This window comes from Frigoribacterium sp. CFBP9029 (assembly GCF_034045305.1).
Taxonomy (GTDB): Bacteria; Actinomycetota; Actinomycetes; order Actinomycetales; family Microbacteriaceae; genus Frigoribacterium.
The window spans coordinates 155,636-170,710 of sequence record NZ_JAXCWB010000005.1 but is presented as its reverse complement, the minus strand read 5'-3'; the positions used below and the strand labels follow the sequence as shown (position 1 = coordinate 170,710).

At 71.9% G+C, this 15,075-nt stretch carries 18 protein-coding genes; 11 read left to right on the top strand and 7 right to left on the bottom strand.

Going from position 1 to position 15,075, the window contains the following annotated elements:
- Nucleotides 1-18: 18 nt before the first annotated feature.
- The 4 genes from SOM11_RS08930 to SOM11_RS08915 all read right to left on the bottom strand — a co-directional run bounded on the left by SOM11_RS08930 (nucleotide 19) and on the right by SOM11_RS08915 (nucleotide 1,422).
- Nucleotides 19-288: a glutaredoxin family protein gene (locus tag SOM11_RS08930; RefSeq protein WP_243215821.1), complete on the bottom strand. Its 270-nt coding sequence runs from the start codon at nucleotides 286-288 to the stop codon at nucleotides 19-21.
- A gap of 102 nt (nucleotides 289-390) precedes the next feature.
- Complete coding sequence (locus SOM11_RS08925; RefSeq protein ID WP_003792170.1) at nucleotides 391-489, bottom strand: 30S ribosomal protein bS22; 99 nt, start codon at nucleotides 487-489, stop codon at nucleotides 391-393.
- Nucleotides 490-595: 106 nt separating this feature from the next.
- Nucleotides 596-790 (bottom strand): helix-turn-helix domain-containing protein, encoded by a 195-nt coding sequence (locus SOM11_RS08920; protein WP_192058835.1) that lies wholly within the window; start codon nucleotides 788-790, stop codon nucleotides 596-598.
- A 107-nt stretch (nucleotides 791-897) separates the two neighbouring features.
- The gene (locus tag SOM11_RS08915) at nucleotides 898-1,422 is read right to left on the bottom strand and encodes an ArsR/SmtB family transcription factor (RefSeq protein WP_192058837.1); all 525 of its coding nucleotides are present in this window, start codon (nucleotides 1,420-1,422) and stop codon (nucleotides 898-900) included.
- Nucleotides 1,423-1,494: 72 nt separating this feature from the next.
- On the opposite strand from SOM11_RS08915, the gene SOM11_RS08910 reads away from it, so the two are divergent.
- Together SOM11_RS08910 and SOM11_RS08905 are read left to right on the top strand one after the other, a co-directional pair.
- Nucleotides 1,495-2,937 (top strand): TrkH family potassium uptake protein, encoded by a 1,443-nt coding sequence (locus SOM11_RS08910; protein WP_371740669.1) that lies wholly within the window; start codon nucleotides 1,495-1,497, stop codon nucleotides 2,935-2,937.
- Nucleotides 2,930-3,601, top strand: coding sequence for a potassium channel family protein (locus SOM11_RS08905; RefSeq protein WP_192058839.1), 672 nt, complete (start codon nucleotides 2,930-2,932; stop codon nucleotides 3,599-3,601). Before SOM11_RS08910 ends, SOM11_RS08905 begins: the two co-directional genes overlap by 8 nt.
- 75 nt (nucleotides 3,602-3,676) lie before the next feature.
- Here SOM11_RS08905 and proC read toward each other — a convergent pair whose 3' ends face one another.
- A complete protein-coding gene (gene proC, locus SOM11_RS08900; RefSeq protein WP_320477816.1) occupies nucleotides 3,677-4,528 on the bottom strand; it encodes a pyrroline-5-carboxylate reductase in 852 nt (283 codons plus the stop codon).
- Nucleotides 4,529-4,573: 45 nt separating this feature from the next.
- Between proC and SOM11_RS08895 the strand changes: the two genes are divergently transcribed.
- Nucleotides 4,574-5,536: a cation diffusion facilitator family transporter gene (locus SOM11_RS08895; protein WP_192058844.1), complete on the top strand. Its 963-nt coding sequence runs from the start codon at nucleotides 4,574-4,576 to the stop codon at nucleotides 5,534-5,536.
- Nucleotides 5,537-5,571: 35 nt separating this feature from the next.
- Here SOM11_RS08895 and SOM11_RS08890 read toward each other — a convergent pair whose 3' ends face one another.
- Nucleotides 5,572-6,003, bottom strand: a complete 432-nt coding sequence (locus SOM11_RS08890; RefSeq protein ID WP_192059292.1) for a nucleoside deaminase — start codon at nucleotides 6,001-6,003, stop codon at nucleotides 5,572-5,574.
- Nucleotides 6,004-6,095: 92 nt separating this feature from the next.
- Here SOM11_RS08890 and upp point away from each other — a divergent pair, with 92 nt between their 5' ends.
- The 5 genes from upp (at nucleotide 6,096) to SOM11_RS08865 (ending at nucleotide 11,573) form a co-directional block, all read left to right on the top strand.
- The gene (upp, locus tag SOM11_RS08885) at nucleotides 6,096-6,728 is read left to right on the top strand and encodes a uracil phosphoribosyltransferase (RefSeq protein WP_192058846.1); all 633 of its coding nucleotides are present in this window, start codon (nucleotides 6,096-6,098) and stop codon (nucleotides 6,726-6,728) included.
- Between the two features lie 521 nt (nucleotides 6,729-7,249).
- Nucleotides 7,250-8,014, top strand: a complete 765-nt coding sequence (locus SOM11_RS08880; protein ID WP_192058848.1) for a winged helix-turn-helix domain-containing protein — start codon at nucleotides 7,250-7,252, stop codon at nucleotides 8,012-8,014.
- 282 nt (nucleotides 8,015-8,296) lie between these two features.
- A complete protein-coding gene (locus SOM11_RS08875) occupies nucleotides 8,297-8,767 on the top strand; it encodes a MarR family winged helix-turn-helix transcriptional regulator (protein ID WP_192058851.1) in 471 nt (156 codons plus the stop codon).
- Nucleotides 8,764-10,143, top strand: a complete 1,380-nt coding sequence (locus tag SOM11_RS08870; protein ID WP_320477815.1) for a deoxyribodipyrimidine photo-lyase — start codon at nucleotides 8,764-8,766, stop codon at nucleotides 10,141-10,143. The genes SOM11_RS08875 and SOM11_RS08870 overlap by 4 nt, the downstream gene beginning before the upstream one ends.
- Nucleotides 10,140-11,573, top strand: coding sequence for a serine hydrolase domain-containing protein (locus SOM11_RS08865; protein WP_320477814.1), 1,434 nt, complete (start codon nucleotides 10,140-10,142; stop codon nucleotides 11,571-11,573). The genes SOM11_RS08870 and SOM11_RS08865 overlap by 4 nt, the downstream gene beginning before the upstream one ends.
- 81 nt (nucleotides 11,574-11,654) lie before the next feature.
- Here SOM11_RS08865 and SOM11_RS08860 read toward each other — a convergent pair whose 3' ends face one another.
- The gene (locus SOM11_RS08860; protein WP_320477813.1) at nucleotides 11,655-12,674 is read right to left on the bottom strand and encodes a carbohydrate kinase family protein; all 1,020 of its coding nucleotides are present in this window, start codon (nucleotides 12,672-12,674) and stop codon (nucleotides 11,655-11,657) included.
- 335 nt (nucleotides 12,675-13,009) lie between these two features.
- On the opposite strand from SOM11_RS08860, the gene SOM11_RS08855 reads away from it, so the two are divergent.
- The 3 genes from SOM11_RS08855 to SOM11_RS08845 all read left to right on the top strand — a co-directional run bounded on the left by SOM11_RS08855 (nucleotide 13,010) and on the right by SOM11_RS08845 (nucleotide 15,025).
- Nucleotides 13,010-13,465 carry a GNAT family N-acetyltransferase gene (locus tag SOM11_RS08855; protein WP_320477812.1) on the top strand — a complete coding sequence of 152 codons (456 nt, stop codon included), beginning with the start codon at nucleotides 13,010-13,012 and terminating at the stop codon, nucleotides 13,463-13,465.
- A 66-nt stretch (nucleotides 13,466-13,531) separates the two neighbouring features.
- Complete coding sequence (locus SOM11_RS08850) at nucleotides 13,532-14,089, top strand: TetR family transcriptional regulator (RefSeq protein ID WP_192058858.1); 558 nt, start codon at nucleotides 13,532-13,534, stop codon at nucleotides 14,087-14,089.
- A gap of 132 nt (nucleotides 14,090-14,221) precedes the next feature.
- Nucleotides 14,222-15,025 carry a dienelactone hydrolase family protein gene (locus SOM11_RS08845; protein WP_320477811.1) on the top strand — a complete coding sequence of 268 codons (804 nt, stop codon included), beginning with the start codon at nucleotides 14,222-14,224 and terminating at the stop codon, nucleotides 15,023-15,025.
- Nucleotides 15,026-15,075 lie beyond the last annotated feature (50 nt).

Genomic DNA, 15,075 nt, shown 5'->3' with positions numbered 1-15,075 from the left:
TCTCGTCGGTGGGCCGGCTCAGCCGGCGGTGGACCGGCGCAGGGCCGCGCGGAGTCGCTCGGGCTCGATGCGCCAGATGGTGTGGACCCGCTCGTCGATCAGCACGACGGGGATCTCCTCGGCGTACTCGGCCTCGAGCGCGACGTCGTCGAGGATGCTCTTCTCGTCGTAGCCGAGGCCCGCACCGGCGAACTCGGTCTCGGTGAGGACACCGTCGAGCGCCGTACGGGCCTCGTCGCAGAGGTGACAGCCGGGCTTGGTCAGGAGGGTGATGGTCGGTGCGCTCACGTCTGCCACGTTAGCAAGCGGGGAACCCGTCGACGACCCGCCGACGGGTACGACGATGCCCCCGCCGGCACAGGGCCTGCGGGGGCATCGACGATGTTGCGACTACTTCTTGTTGCGTCGCTGGTGACGAGTCTTGCGAAGCAGCTTGCGGTGCTTCTTCTTCGCCATGCGCTTACGACGCTTCTTGATGACAGAACCCATAGAGACCTCACTGATTTCTGGATTGGACCGACCGGGTCCGAATCAGAACCGCGGAAAAATACCTCGGGGCAGTCTACTAGGGCGACTGCCGAAAGTCGAAGTCGAGTCAGCCGACGTCGGCGATGCCCGTGCGCAGCACGGCCGCCACCGCCGACTCGGGCACACGGAACGAGCGCCCGAACCGGATGGCCGGCAGCTCTCCCGAATGCACCATGCGATAGACGGTCATCCGCGACACGCGCATCATGTCCGCCACTTCGGCGACGGTGAGAAACCTCACGTCCGACAGGCCGTCCGCCATGTCTCCCCCTCGTGTCCGACCCGGACTCCCCGAGTGGGTGCAGGCGCACGCATGTGACTCGTGTGCCTGATGGTCACTCTAGGGGCGCACGTGACCTCGTGCAACGCTCAGACGCCGCCGCGACCCAGTCGCTTGCGGACGGGCTCGATCACGCGCTCGTCGAGCGCGCTCGACGCGTCGTGCAGGGCCGAGGAGGCGCGGTGCTGCGCATCGGCGACCGCACGGCCGAGCGAGCTGCCCACGTCGCCCGCGTCGGGGATGCTCTCGGCCGCCCGACGGAACGGGGCCGGCACGCTGGCCCCCGCCCACGCCGCGAACGCCCCGCCCGCGGCCGTGTCGATCTCCACCTCGACGCCGAGGAACGGGATGAGCCAGTCTTCGACGGTCTCGAGCGGTGCGGTGTCGATGCCGTAGAAGCGATGCTGCCCGCCCTCGCGCACATGCACGAGCCCGGCGTCACGGAGCACCCGCAGATGCTTCGACACGGTCGGCTGGCTGATGCCGAGGCGCGAGACGAGCTCGCCGACCGACACGTCGCCGGTGGCCGACTCGCCCGAGACGCGGGCCTCGAGCAGCACGGCCAGCAGGTCTCGGCGGGTCCCGTCGGCGATCACGGCGAAGAGGTCAGGCATGCAGCCACAGTAACGACGACCGGCCCGGAGTACCATGCACGGGTGACGCGCCCCTCCCCCGCCTCCCGGCGCATCCCGCGCACCATCCGGCAGGGACCCCTCCGGGTCGCGTCCCGCGGGCCGGTCCGCCGCATCACCGACTACGTCGACGACATCGGTCGCCACTCACCCGCGCGCTTCGCGATCATGATCTTCACGGGTCTGATCCTGCTGTTCACGGCGATCTTCTCGCTGCCCGTCGCGGCGGCCGACGGGCGGTCCACACCCCTCGTCGACTCGCTGTTCACGGCGGTCTCCGTCATCTGCGTGACCGGTCTCGCGACGGTCGACATGGCGACGCACTGGTCGGTCTTCGGCCACGTGGTGATCTTCGTCGGCGTGCAGATCGGCGCCATCGGCGTGCTGACGCTCGCCTCGATCATGGGCCTGGTGGTGTCTCGGAAGCTGGGGCTGCGCGCCCGGCTGATGGCCGCCTCCGACAGCAATCCGCTGCGCGTGCACGCCGGCCCGGTGCCCGAGGGGCAGGCCGTGCGCCTCGGCGAGGTCGGCGGGCTGCTCGCCACGGTCGCCCTGAGCTCGGCCGTCATCCAGGCGGTGATCGCGGTGCTGCTCCTGCCACGTCTCGTGATCGACGGCATCCCGATCGGCGAGGCGGTGCTCGACAGCTTCTACTACTCGGCGATGGCCTTCACGAACACGGGGTTCTCGCCGAACGCCGAGGGGCTCGCGCCGTTCGCCCACGACTACTGGTTCCTGACGCTGATCATGATCGGCGTCTTCCTCGGCAGCATCGGGTTCCCCGTCATCTACGCCCTGGCCCGCAACCCCTGGCACCCCCGCCGCTGGTCGGTGCACGTGAAGCTGACGCTCGTCACCAGCTTCATCCTGCTGTTCGCCGGCGCCCTGCTGTTCATCGTGCTCGAGTTCGACAACCCCGACACGTTCGGCGGCATCGCGGCGTTCCCGACGATCTTCCAGTCGCTCTTCCTGAGTCAGATGACGAGATCGGGCGGCTTCTCGACCATCGACATCTCGGATCTGAACGGCTCGTCGCTGCTGGTGACCGACATGCTGATGTTCATCGGCGGCGGCTCGGCCTCGACGGCCGGCGGCATCAAGGTCACGACCCTCGCCGTGCTCTTCCTGGCGGCGTTCGCCGAGGCGCGGGGCAACCGCTCGATGGAGGCCTTCGGGCGGCGCATCCCGAGCGACGTGCTGCGACTGTCGGTCAGCGTCGTGCTCTGGGGCGCCACGATCGTCGCGGTCGCGAGCATCCTGATCATGCACATCACGAAGGAGCCGCTCGAGCACGTGCTGTTCGAGGTGATCTCCGCCTTCGCGACGTCGGGCCTGTCGACCGGTCTGACCGCCGACCTGCCCGACTCGTGCAAGTACATCCTCGCGGTCACGATGTGGATGGGCCGCGTTGGTACAGTGACACTCTCCGTCGCCCTGGCCGCCAGCCAACGGCGCCAGCTGTTCACCCGACCCGAGGAGCGACCGATCGTTGGTTGACAAGATCAAGCACGACGCCCCCGTCCTCGTCATCGGCCTGGGCCGTTTCGGTGCGGCGACCGCGGGTCAGCTCGAACGCCAGGACCGCGACGTGCTCGCCGTCGACACCAGCGCCGGTCTCGTGCAGAAGTGGGCCGATCGGGTGACGCACGCCGTCCAGGCCGACGCGCGCAGCATCGACGCGCTGAAGCAGATCGGCGCCCAGGACTTCAGCATCGCCGTCGTCGCCGTCGGCTCGTCGATCGAGGCGAGCGTGCTCATCACCGCGAACCTCGTCGACCTCAAGGTGCCGCAGATCTGGGCGAAGGCGATCAGCCAGTCGCACGGCAAGATCCTCGCCCGGATCGGCGCCAACCACGTGATCTACCCCGAGCGCGAGGCCGGCGAGCGCGTCGCGCACCTCGTCTCGGGTCGCATGCTCGACTACATCGAGTTCGACGACGCCTTCGCGATCGTCAAGATGTACCCGCCCAAGCCGGTGCGCGGCTCGACCCTCGCGGCCTCGAACATCCGCAAGAAGTACGGCGTCACCATCGTCGGCGTCAAGAGCCCCGGCGGCGCCTTCAGCGAGGCGACCCCCGAGACCGTCATCAGCAACCACGACCTGATCATCGTGTCGGGCGACAGCACCGCCATCGAGAGGTTCGCGGCGCTCGAGGGCTGACCCCGCCAGGGCCCGGATGCCGCGGTCGCGGCGATCTCGTGGAGACCGCAGCCGAGGAGGCGCGGGTCGGCCGGGTCAGCGACCGGCCGCGATCTCGCGGTTGCGTTCGAGTGCCGCCGCCGTCGCCCGGTCGAACAGGTCGGCGAGCCCGCCCGCGTCGAGCACGGCGACGGCCCGCTCGGTCGTGCCGCCCGGGCTGGTCACCCGGCGGCGCAGCTCGGCCGGCGCGTCGGGGGCCGGCCCGACGTCGCTCGCGGCGAGCAGCTCGCTCGCCCCGCGGAACGTGCCCTGGACCATCGTGGCCGCCTGGGCCGGGGTGAAGCCGAGCCCGATCGCCGCCTGCTGGAGCTTCTCGATCAGGAGGAAGACGTAGGCCGGCCCCGACCCGGAGATCGTGCTGAGCGCGTCGATGCGGTCTTCGTCGACCACCACCACCTCGCCCACGACCTCGAAGAGCGTGCGGGCCAGCGCGAGGTCGTCGTCGGTGGACCGCGAACCGGCGCTCAGCCCGGTGACCCCGAGCCCGACGACGGAGGGGGTGTTCGGCATCGAGCGCAGCACCGAGACGGTCGGCGGCAGGGCCGCCTCCATCGTCTCGATCGTGACGCCGGCCGCCAGGCTGACGACGACCGCCCCGGGGTCGAGCGCCGAGCCGATCTCGGTCAGGAGGTCGACCACCATGTGCGGCTTGACACCGATGAGCACGAGCTTCGCCCCGACGACCGCCGACGCGTTCGCGCGCGGATCGCTCTCGGTGGCGAGCGAGGTGACGGCGCCGTGCCGCAGCGCGACCGCCTTCGCCTCCGACCGGTTGGTGACCCGGATGCCGCCGTCGACGACGACACCGGGTCGCAGCAGACCGGAGAGGATCGCGCCTCCCATCGAGCCGGCGCCGAGAATCGCTGTGGTGGGGAGCATGGTGACCATCAGGCCATCCTAAGATCGACCCTGGCGACTCGAGGGGATCACGACATGAGCACATCCGGCGGCAACAAGGCGATCATCGCGGCGCTCGGCGCCAACCTGGGCATCGCGGTCACGAAGTTCATCGCCTGGGCCTTCTCGGGCTCGTCGTCGATGCTCGCCGAGGGCGTGCACTCGCTCGCCGACTCGGGCAACCAGGTGCTCCTGCTGCTCGGCGGGCGCAAGGCCAAGAAGGCCGCCGACGCCGAGCACCCCTTCGGCTACGGGCGGGAGCGCTACGTCTACGCCTTCGTCGTCTCCATCATCCTGTTCAGCGTCGGCGGGGTCTTCTCGCTCTACGAGGGCGTGGAGAAGCTGCGCGAACCGCACCCGCTCGAGGTGCCGTGGCTGCCCGTGCTCGTGCTCGCCGTCTCGTTGGCCCTCGAGGGCTTCTCGCTCCGCACCGCCGTGCGCGAGTCGCGCCCGAGCAAGGGCCAGCAGAGCTGGGTGTCGTTCGTCCGCCGCGCGAAGGCGCCCGAGCTGCCCGTCGTGCTGCTCGAGGACGCCGCGGCGCTCCTCGGTCTCTCGTTCGCCATGATCGGCGTCGTGCTCACCTGGATCACCGGCGACGGCGTCTTCGACGCCATCGGCACGCTCGCGATCGGCGTGCTGCTGGTCGCGGTCGCGGTCATCCTCGGCATCGAGACCAAGAGCCTGCTGGTCGGCGAGGGGGCCTCGGCCGACGACGTCGCGAAGATCCGCGCCGCGATCACCGACGGGTCCGACGTCGAGTCGATCATCCACATGAAGACGCTCTACCTCGGCCCCGACGAGCTGCTGGTCGGCGTCAAGGTGTCGATGCCCGGTCGCACCGTGCTCGCCGACGTCTCGAGCGCCATCAACGCCGTCGAGACCCGCATCCGCGCCGCGGTGCCGATCGCCCGGGTGATCTACATCGAGCCCGACGTGTGGGTGCGCCCCGGTCGGGTCGACCCGCCCACCGACGCGATCGTGATCCGCGCGGCCGACTGACACCGCGCCTCCTCGGCTCCCCCGGCGAGACGGACTCAGCGGCGCGCGGCGAAGAAGTCGTCGAGGCGGGCCCGGCACTCGGGTTCGCGCACGCCCGCGACGACCTCCGAGCGGTGCGGCAGCCGACGATCGCGCGCGATGTCGTAGACGCTGCCGGTCGCGCCCGCCTTGTCGTCCCAGGCGCCGAAGACGACGCGCGGCACCCGCGCCGCGAGGATCGCCCCCGCGCACATCGGGCACGGCTCGAGCGTGACCACGAGGGTGACGCCGGTCAGCTGCCAGTCGCCGGTGGCGCGTGCGGCGTCGCGGAGGGCGAGCACCTCGGCGTGGGCCGTCGGGTCCTGGCGCAGTTCGCGCTCGTTGCGACCGGTGCCGATCACGGCCCCCGACGCGTCGACGACGACCGCACCGACGGGCACGTCGTCCGACACGCGGCAGGCGTCGGCCTCGGCGAGCGCCAGGCCCATCCAGACGTCGAACTCGGGGGGATGCGCGATCACGCGGCGGCGACCTCTCGGCGGGCGGGTGCGGGCCGGTCGACTCCGCTACCGTTGAGCCTATGCGAGTGCACGTAGCGGACCATCCCCTGATCACCCACAAGCTGACCGTGCTCCGCGACAAGCGCACGCCGGCACCGACCTTCCGGGCCCTGACCGAAGAGCTCGTCACCCTGCTGGCGTACGAGGCCACGCGCGACGTGCGCACCTCGCCCGTCGACATCGTCACCCCCGTCGGCCCGACGACCGGTCTCGAGATCAGCCAGCCCCGGCCGCTCGTCGTGCCGATCCTCCGCGCCGGTCTCGGCATGCTCGAGGGCATGACCAAGCTGGTGCCGACGGCCGAGGTGGGGTTCCTCGGCATGGTGCGCGACGAGGAGACGCTCGAGCCGACCACGTACGCCGAGCGCCTGCCCGACGACCTCTCGAACCGCCAGTGCTTCGTGCTCGACCCGATGCTCGCCACGGGCGGCTCGCTGATCGCGGCGATCGACTACCTGCTCGACCGCGGCGCCGTCGACGTCACGGCCGTCTGCATCCTCGCCGCACCCGAGGGCCTCGCCGCCGTCGAGAAGGCCATGGCCGGCCGCGACGTGCACGTCGTGCTCGGCGCCGTCGACGAGCGGCTGAACGAGCAGGGCTACATCGTGCCCGGGCTGGGCGACGCGGGCGACCGCCTCTACGGCCTCGCCTGACCCGACCTCCCGACCCGCGCCTCCTGCGGGCTTCCGGACCGCGTCTCCGACCTCCGGAGGCGCGGTTCGTCGTCGTCGCGCCGGCTGCGGCCCCCGGGCCCGCCAGGCCGCCCGCCGCATGGTGCTTGACAGCGCGACGCACGCTGTAACACAATCAACCCATGACTGACAGCGTGTTCATCCCGACCTCCGTTGAGGCCCCCGGGAGCACCGGCATGATGATGCCGATGCACGCCGTCCTGTGTCGAATGTGTGCCTGATCCGGCCACACCTCGCCGAGTCGCCGTCGCTGCCTCCGCAGCACGCTGAGCTCGCAGCCCCACCCCGCTGCTGAGCCGTCGACTCCCGGATGCATCCGCGTCACCACTCCGACGCGCATCCCCCCGATGTCACGACATCGACCGTCCGCCGACCGCCTGACCGGCAGCGGACACCGACACGAACCGAGCGATACCCGCGACGAACGATGGCGTCACCGTCGCCGAGGTACCGCTCACCCGCACGCAAGGATCCGCGTACCCATGTCCCTCACCCTCGACCGCCCCGTCGCCGCCCCCTCCGCCCGCACCATCGCCCCCGCCCGGCACCTGAACGCCGTCCCGCCGGTGGACGACTCCGTCGAGGCGACGGCCCCGGCGGCCGTCGCACCTCCCGCTGCGCGGCGAGCACGGGCACTGCCCGAGGGCCAGGAGGCACGCGGCTTCGTGCTCTACGTCGGCATCGACGAGCTGAAGGCCGCCGCGGACGGCACCGACCTCGGCGACATCGTCTCGCAGCTGAAGGCGCTCGTGGCCTCGATCGCCCCCTCGGCCGAGACCCACGCCGCGGTCGCCCTCGCACCGACCGGATCGGGCGGACGCGACGTCGACGTCGTGCGCCTGGCGCTGCACGACCCGTCGGCGCTCGCCGCACGTCGTCAGGAGGTCGAGGAGGACGACGAGCCCGGTGCCCGCGGCGGCGTGGTCGTCGACATCTCGCGCAAGCGCCTGCTGCTCGACGGCGACGTCGCACCGCTGACCTACAAGGAGTTCGAGCTGCTGCAGTACCTCGTGCTGCGCGAGGGCCGCACCATCGAGCGCGCCGAGCTGATCTCGAGCCTCTGGGCCGACGGCGACGACGAGGTGCCGAACGAGCGCACCATCGACGTGCACGTCCGCCGCCTCCGCTCGAAGCTCGGCGCCTTCGAGGACATCGTCCGCACCGTCCGCGGGGCCGGCTACCGCTTCGACCGCCACGCCGACGTGTCGATCCGCCACGCCTCGACACCGTCGCCCGACGTCTTCTGAGTCGACCCGGCGGCGCCTCGTGCCCGGTCGACCGGCGACGGGTCGTGTTCCCAGCTGATCCTTGGCTTCAGGGCTAGACCGCCGTTACCGATTCGTTATAGGTTGATCGAACCGAGGCCGTTTGCTGTGGCGGCCGAGGTGGAATGAGATCGCAGGACACTCTCGGTGCAAGGGATGAGGGCCGGTCGCCACTGGGCGACCGGCCCTCTGTCGTGCACCGTCGGTGGCGGACGGACACCCCCGCGCTTTCGTAGACTCGACGGAAACGAACGCGAGGTAGAGATGAGCGAGACATCCGTGGCCGTCGGCGCCTGGGAGGCGCTCTTCCGGGCGCAGGTGAGCGTGATGCGCGAACTCACCGACTGCTTCCCGACGCAGGAGATCTCGTTCAACGAGTACGACGTGCTGTTCAACCTGTCGAGTCAGCCCGAGCGGCGCGCCCGCATCCGCGATCTGACCCGGCACCTCCTGCTCACCCAGCCGAGCATCAGTCGACTGGTCGACCGGCTCACCGCCCGGGGCATCGTCGAGAAGCTCAGCGACCCGGGCGACGCTCGCGGCATCATCGTCGCCCTCACCGACTCCGGTTACGAGCTCTACCGGCGCACGGCGATCAGCCACGCCGCGACCATCCGTCGCCGCGTCGGCGGCAGCCTCGACCACGACGAGCTCGTCACCCTCACCGACCTGTGCACGAGGCTCCGACTCGGCGACGGCTCGGCCACCCGCGCCGATCAGGAGCACCCCGCATGAGCACCCCTTCGATCGTCTGGCTGCGCGACGACCTCCGCCTCGCCGACAACCCGGCGCTGAACGCCGCCGTCGACCGGGGCGAGCCCGTGGTGGTGCTCTACCTGCTCGACGACGACACCGAGGGCATCCGACCCCTCGGCGGCGCCTCACGATGGTGGCTGCACCACAGCCTCACCGCCCTCGACGCCGATCTGCGAGCCAAGGGCTCGAGTCTGACCCTCCGTCGGGGCGCCGCGGCGGTCGAGATCCCGCGCCTGGTGGACGACGTGTCGGCCGGGGCCGTCTACTGGAACCGCCGCTACGGCAAGGCTGCGCGCGACGCCGACGCCGGGCTGAAGACCTCGCTGCGCGACCGCGGTCTCGTCGCCGACAGCTTCCAGGCCAACCTCCTGTTCGAGCCCTGGACGATCCAGACCGGGCAGGGGCAGCCCTTCAAGGTCTTCACGCCGTTCTACCGCGCCTGCCTCGACCGACCCGAGCCGCGTCACCCCCTCGACGAGCCCGATGCCCTGACCTCGCCCGCCGACGTCGCGAGCGACCCGCTCGACGACTGGGGCCTCCTCCCGACCCGACCCGACTGGGCCGCGGGTCTCCGAGACACCTGGACCCCTGGCGAGGCCGCAGCCCACGACACGCTCGAGGCGTTCGCGACCGGCGCGCTGGCCGACTACGGGGACCGCGACTTCCCGGCGCAGGAGGCGACGAGTCGACTGTCGCCGCGCCTCCGGTTCGGCGAGATCAGCCCGTTCCAGATCTGGCACCGGATGCGCGGGGCGCTGCCCGACGCATCGCGCGAGCGCGCCCAGTCGTTCCTCCGCGAGGTCGTCTGGCGCGAGTTCAACCACACGATCCTGTTCACCTCGCCCGATCTCGCGACGGTCAGCTACCGACCCGAGTTCGACCGCTTCCCGTGGGCCGACGTGCCCGAGAGCGAGATCGACTCCTGGCGTCAGGGCCGCACGGGCATCCCCCTGGTCGACGCCGGCATGCGCCAGCTCTGGACGACCGGCTGGATGCACAACCGGGTGCGCATGGTCACCGCGAGCTTCCTGATCAAGAACATGCTCGTCGACTGGCGCGTCGGCGAGGCCTGGTTCTGGGACACTCTCGTCGACGCGGACGAGGCCAACAACCCCGCCAACTGGCAGTGGACCGCCGGTTCGGGCGCGGATGCGGCACCGTACTTCCGGGTGTTCAACCCCGAGCTGCAGGCGACGAAGTTCGACAAGCACCGCGACTACATCCGGCAGTGGGTGCCCGAGATCGACGACGAGGACTACCCCGAGCCGCTCGTCGATCTCAAGGCCTCGCGACGTGCCGCTCTGGACGCGTACGAGACGATGCGTCGCACGTCGTCCGAGGGTGAGCAGTCGTGACCGAGCCGACCCGCGCCTCCGGGATCGATGCGGTGTTCGCCGCCCGGCGGGCGGAGCGGAAGGCGCCGAGCGCGGTCTGGGCGACCTTCGACCGGCACGGGGTGACCCACCGGGGCGCCTCCGGGACGCTCGGCGGTGACGGCGCGGACGGTGCCGCGCCCGGGCCGGACACCGCGTACCGCATCGCCTCGTGCACGAAGAGCTTCACGGCGACGGTGCTGCTGGCGCTCCGCGACACCGGGGCCCTCGACCTCGACGCACCCGTGACCGACTGGGTGCCCGCCTTCGCCGACGTCGCCCTGCCGACCGCCGACTCGCCCGTGCCCACGCTGAGGATGCTCGCGACGATGTCGGCCGGGTTCCCGACCGACGACCCGTGGGGCGACCGACAGGAGTCGCTGACCGACGAGGGCCTCGACGCGCTGCTGCGTCGCGGGCTGAGCTTCGACAGCGTCCCCGGCACCGCGTTCGCCTACTCGAACCTCGGATACGCCCTGCTGGGCCGTGTCGTCGCCGAGGCCTCGGGTCGCCCGTACCGCGAGGTCGTCGAGCAGGACGTCCTGGCGCCGCTCGGTCTCGACTCCACCGGCTTCACGAACGACGTGCCCGCCGCCGGCGGTCTGGCGATCGGACACCGACGCGTCGGCGACGGCTGGGAGCCTCTGCCGTTCTCGGGCCCCGGCGCCTTCTCGCCGATCGGCGGTCTCTTCAGCACCACCGACGATCTCGCTCGTTGGGCCCGCTGGCTCGGCTCGGCGTTCGACCCCGACGGCGAGGGCGACCTCGACGGCATCCTGTCGCGCGCCTCCCGACGCGAGATGCAGCAGCTGCAGCGCTTCGTCCCGGGGCTGGGCGCGCACCCGGGCGGCTACGGCCTCGGCCTCTTCGTCGAGCAGCACCCCGACCACGGCACGATCGTCTCGCACTCCGGCGGCTACCCCGGATTCTCTGCGCACATGCGCTGGCACCCCGCCACCGGCGTCGGTGCCGTCGGATTCGAGAACGCGACCTACGCCCAGGTGTCGGTGCCGATCACGCTCGCGCTCGACGGCCTGCTCGCCGAGACGGCCGCGCAGGGCACCGGGGTCGGCAGCCGCGTGCGGCCGTGGCCCGAGACCCTCGCCGCCCGCGACGCGGTCGAGGAGCTGGTGCTCGGCGGCGGCGAACCGGGCGACTGGCTCGCCGAGAACATCGAGCTCGACATCCCCCTCGAGCGACGCCGACGCACCTGGGGCGAGGCCGTCGAGTCGGTCGGCGGCCTCGCGCCGACCTCGGCGGAGCCCCTTGCCGACGACGAGTCGAAGGCGCCCTCGCACCTGGTCTGGCGACGGGCCGGGTCACGGGGTCTGCTGCGCTTCGAGATCCGTCTCACGCCCGAGGCCCCGCCCCGGGTGCAGACCCTCACCGTCCGGGCCGAGACGGCGCACTGAGGCCGGGCGGGGCCGCGCACCGACGCCGGGGCCGAGCCGCGCACCGACGCCCGGGGGGGCCGCGCACCGACGCCGTCGGCGTCAGGCGGGCGGGCGGCCTCCGGCGACGGCGAAGGCCCGGGCCGCGGCGCGGGCGCCCCGACGGGCTGCGACGCCCGGCTTGCGAGTCGTCCGCCACGAGTCGATGAACCCGGCGGCGAACGCGTCGCCCACTCCCACGGGGTCGACCACGCGGGTCGTCACCGAGGGCACGTCGACGACCGAGCGTCCGTGTCGGGCCAGCACCGCGCCTCCGTCGTCCTGCACGAGGCAGACCACGCCGAAGCGCTCGGCGAGGGCCGTGGCGATCCCGTGCTCGTCGTCGAGACCGGTCAGCAGCCGACCCTCGGCCGGGCTCGCGAAGAACAGGTCGGCTCCTTCGATGGCGTCGAGGAACGCCGCGACGCCGAACCGGCCGATGAAACCGCTGCTGCCCGGGTCGACGGAGACCGCCACGCCCGCCTCGCGCGCTCTGGTCATGAGGCGGCGGAGCGGTACTGGAGTGCGCGAGTGGACCACCGAGTAGCCGGTGACGTGCAGCACGGCCGCGGACTCGAGCAGTTCGTCGGGGACGTCGTCGGGATCGAGTGCGGCGCTCGCCCCCCGGTCGGTGAACATCGACGACACCTCGCCCTCGACGGTGATGACGACCGTGCCGGTCGAGTCGTGGGCGTCGTAGCTCAGCCGGGGCAGCACGCCGGCGTCCGCCAGCAGCTGCGCGTGCCGGTGCCGGTCGGAGACCCCGACCCTCCCGACGAAGTCGACCTCGCCGCCGAGCGAACCGAGCCACGCCGCCGTGTTCGCCGCGGCGCCACCCGCGCGGTGCCGGATCAGCGCCTCCGTGTCCGTGCCCGTCGCCGCCGGCGTCGCGGCGGTGACGATGACGTCGTCGAGCACGTCGCCGAAGACCACCACCCTCGTGCGTGGCTCACCAGCGGATCTCGCCAGATCACCCGCGTCGAGGACATCGATCGGATCGGTCGGGTCGACGGCGGGGGCGGCCGGGTCGGACGGCGCCACCGGGTCGGACGGGGTGAGGGGGTCGGAGTGGTCGGGGGACATGCGTCTTCCACGGGGCGCGATCGCGTTCGCGCGGGGGTCGGTCGGTCGGAGTCGGATGGGTCGGGTCGGGTCGGGTCGGGTCGGGTCTGATCGGTCGGGCCGGGTGGGTCGGTCCGGACGACCTACAACACCATCACGCCACGGGCCGGGACGTGAGGCCCAGGGGGGAGAATCACCCGTCTACCCCCGTCAGCTTCACCCGCTGGCACCGTCCGCCGCCGGAACGACACACCCGCCCAGGGGATCGGGGTACGAGGCGGGGGTACAGGAGGCGCGTCACCGGGAGAAGAGGACGTCGCGCTCGCGGTGTCGGGGGCCGCCGATACCCTGATCCCGTGAACGTCACCCTCCACACCGCGCCCCTCGCCGACATGCCGCCCGTCACCCTCTACGAGCTGCTGAAGCTGCGCGTCGACGTCTTCGTCGTCGAACAGCGGTGCGCCTACCCCGAGCTCGACGGGCGCGACCTCGAGCCCGACGCCACGATGCTCTGGGCCGAGGTCGACGGCCGGGTGGCGGCCACCCTGCGCCTGCTGCACGACGGCGACGACCGTCGCATCGGGCGGGTCGCCACCGCTGCGACGGCGCGAGGTCGCGGGCTGGCCGCCCAGCTGATGGGCCTGGCGCTCGACCGGTGCGCGGGGCGACTCGTGCGGCTCGACGCCCAGGCGCACCTCGCCGACTGGTACGCGCGGTTCGGGTTCGTGCTCGACGGCGCCGAGTTCATCGAAGACGAGATCCCGCACGTGCCGATGGCACGCTCGGCCGACGCGACCGGCGGCGGCCGCTGACACCGCGCCTCCTCGGCCGCTCCGGGTCGTGCACAGGGCACCGCCCGACGGCCATATGATCTGGGGATGCCCCGTCGCCCCACACCTCCGCGAGAGCGCCTGCTCGAGGCCGCGCGGTCGGAGTTCGCCGCCCGAGGTCTCGCCGGGGCCCGCATCGACACCATCGCCCGCGAGGCCGAGGCGAGCAAAGAACGGCTCTACGCGCACTTCGCCACCAAGCGCGAGCTGTTCGACGCGACACTCGGTGAGAGCATCGATCGCTGGCTCGCCGCCATCCCCTTCGACGCCCACGATCTGCCCCGCTGGGCCTCCCGCCTCTACGACCACCTCGCCACCCACCCCGACGACGCCCGCCTGCTGCTCTGGGGGCAGATCGAGGGGGTGTCGCTGCCCAGCCCCGGCGTCGTCGACCACGATCAGCTCGAAGACCGTCGACGGGCGGTCCGTGAGGCTCAGCAGGCCGGCGCGATCCCCTCCGAGTGGGATGCCGACGAGCTGCTGACGATGGTCTTCGGCCTCGTGCTCGCCTGGTTCGTCACCCCCGACGCGTCGAATCTGCACACCGGGCCGCACGAACGCCGCTGCGAGGTCGTGCGGCAGGCGGTCACCCGGCTCGTCGGCTGACGCGACGCGCGGCCCCTGCGAGCCGCTGCCGCTGCCGTGCCGAGGAGGAACCGGGCGGGCGCGTCGGGGTTCAGCCGGCTGTGTGCCGAGGCGGCGCGGCGACGGTCGAGCGGGCCGGAGTACCGTGACGGCGTGACCGACAGCGAAGCACCCCTGACCCCCCTCTCCCCTGATCTCGAACGACTGCTTGCGACGGTGCCCGACCCGGGAGGCGTCGAATCGGGCGACGTCGTGTACCGGGACGGAGCGACCGATCTCGAAGGGTTCCTCGCGACGCCGCCCCGCGCCTCCTCGGAGTCGGAGCTGCGCCCCGCAGTGCTCGTGCTGCACGACTGGTTCGGTGTCGTCGACCACGTCAAGGTGCGCGCGCAGATGCTCGCGCGGCTCGGCTACGTCGCCCTCGCCGGAGACGTCTACGGCCAGGGCGTCCGCCCCGGGCCCGACGGCGCCGCCGCCGAGGCGGGCCGCTGGTACGGCGACGTGCCGGCCCTCCGCGCACGCCTCCTCGCCAGCCTCGAACGACTGCGCGCAGAGCCCGGTGTGGACCCCGAGCGCATCGCCGTGATGGGCTACTGCTTCGGCGGATCGGCCGCGCTCGAACTCGCCCGGGCCGGGGCGCCCGTGGCCGGGGTCGCGGCGTTCCACGGCGGCCTGTCGACCGGTGCACCCGCGCTGCCCGGTGCGGTCAGCGCGCCGATTCTCGTGATGACGGGCTCGGCCGACCCGGTCGTCCCCGACGAGGCCGTCGTCGCGTTCGAGGACGAGCTGCGGAACGCGGGCGCACCCGACTGGCAGATCGTGACCTACAGCGGCGCCATGCACGCGTTCGCCGTGCCCGAGGTCGACTCGCCCGAGCACGGGGCGCAGTACCAGGCCGTGGCCGATCGACGCTCGTGGGCGCAGATGCGCGCCTTCTTCGACGAGGTGCTCGCCTAGTCCACGAGGGCATGGCCCTCGGGCCCTGACCCTCGGGGTCAGGGCCTGGG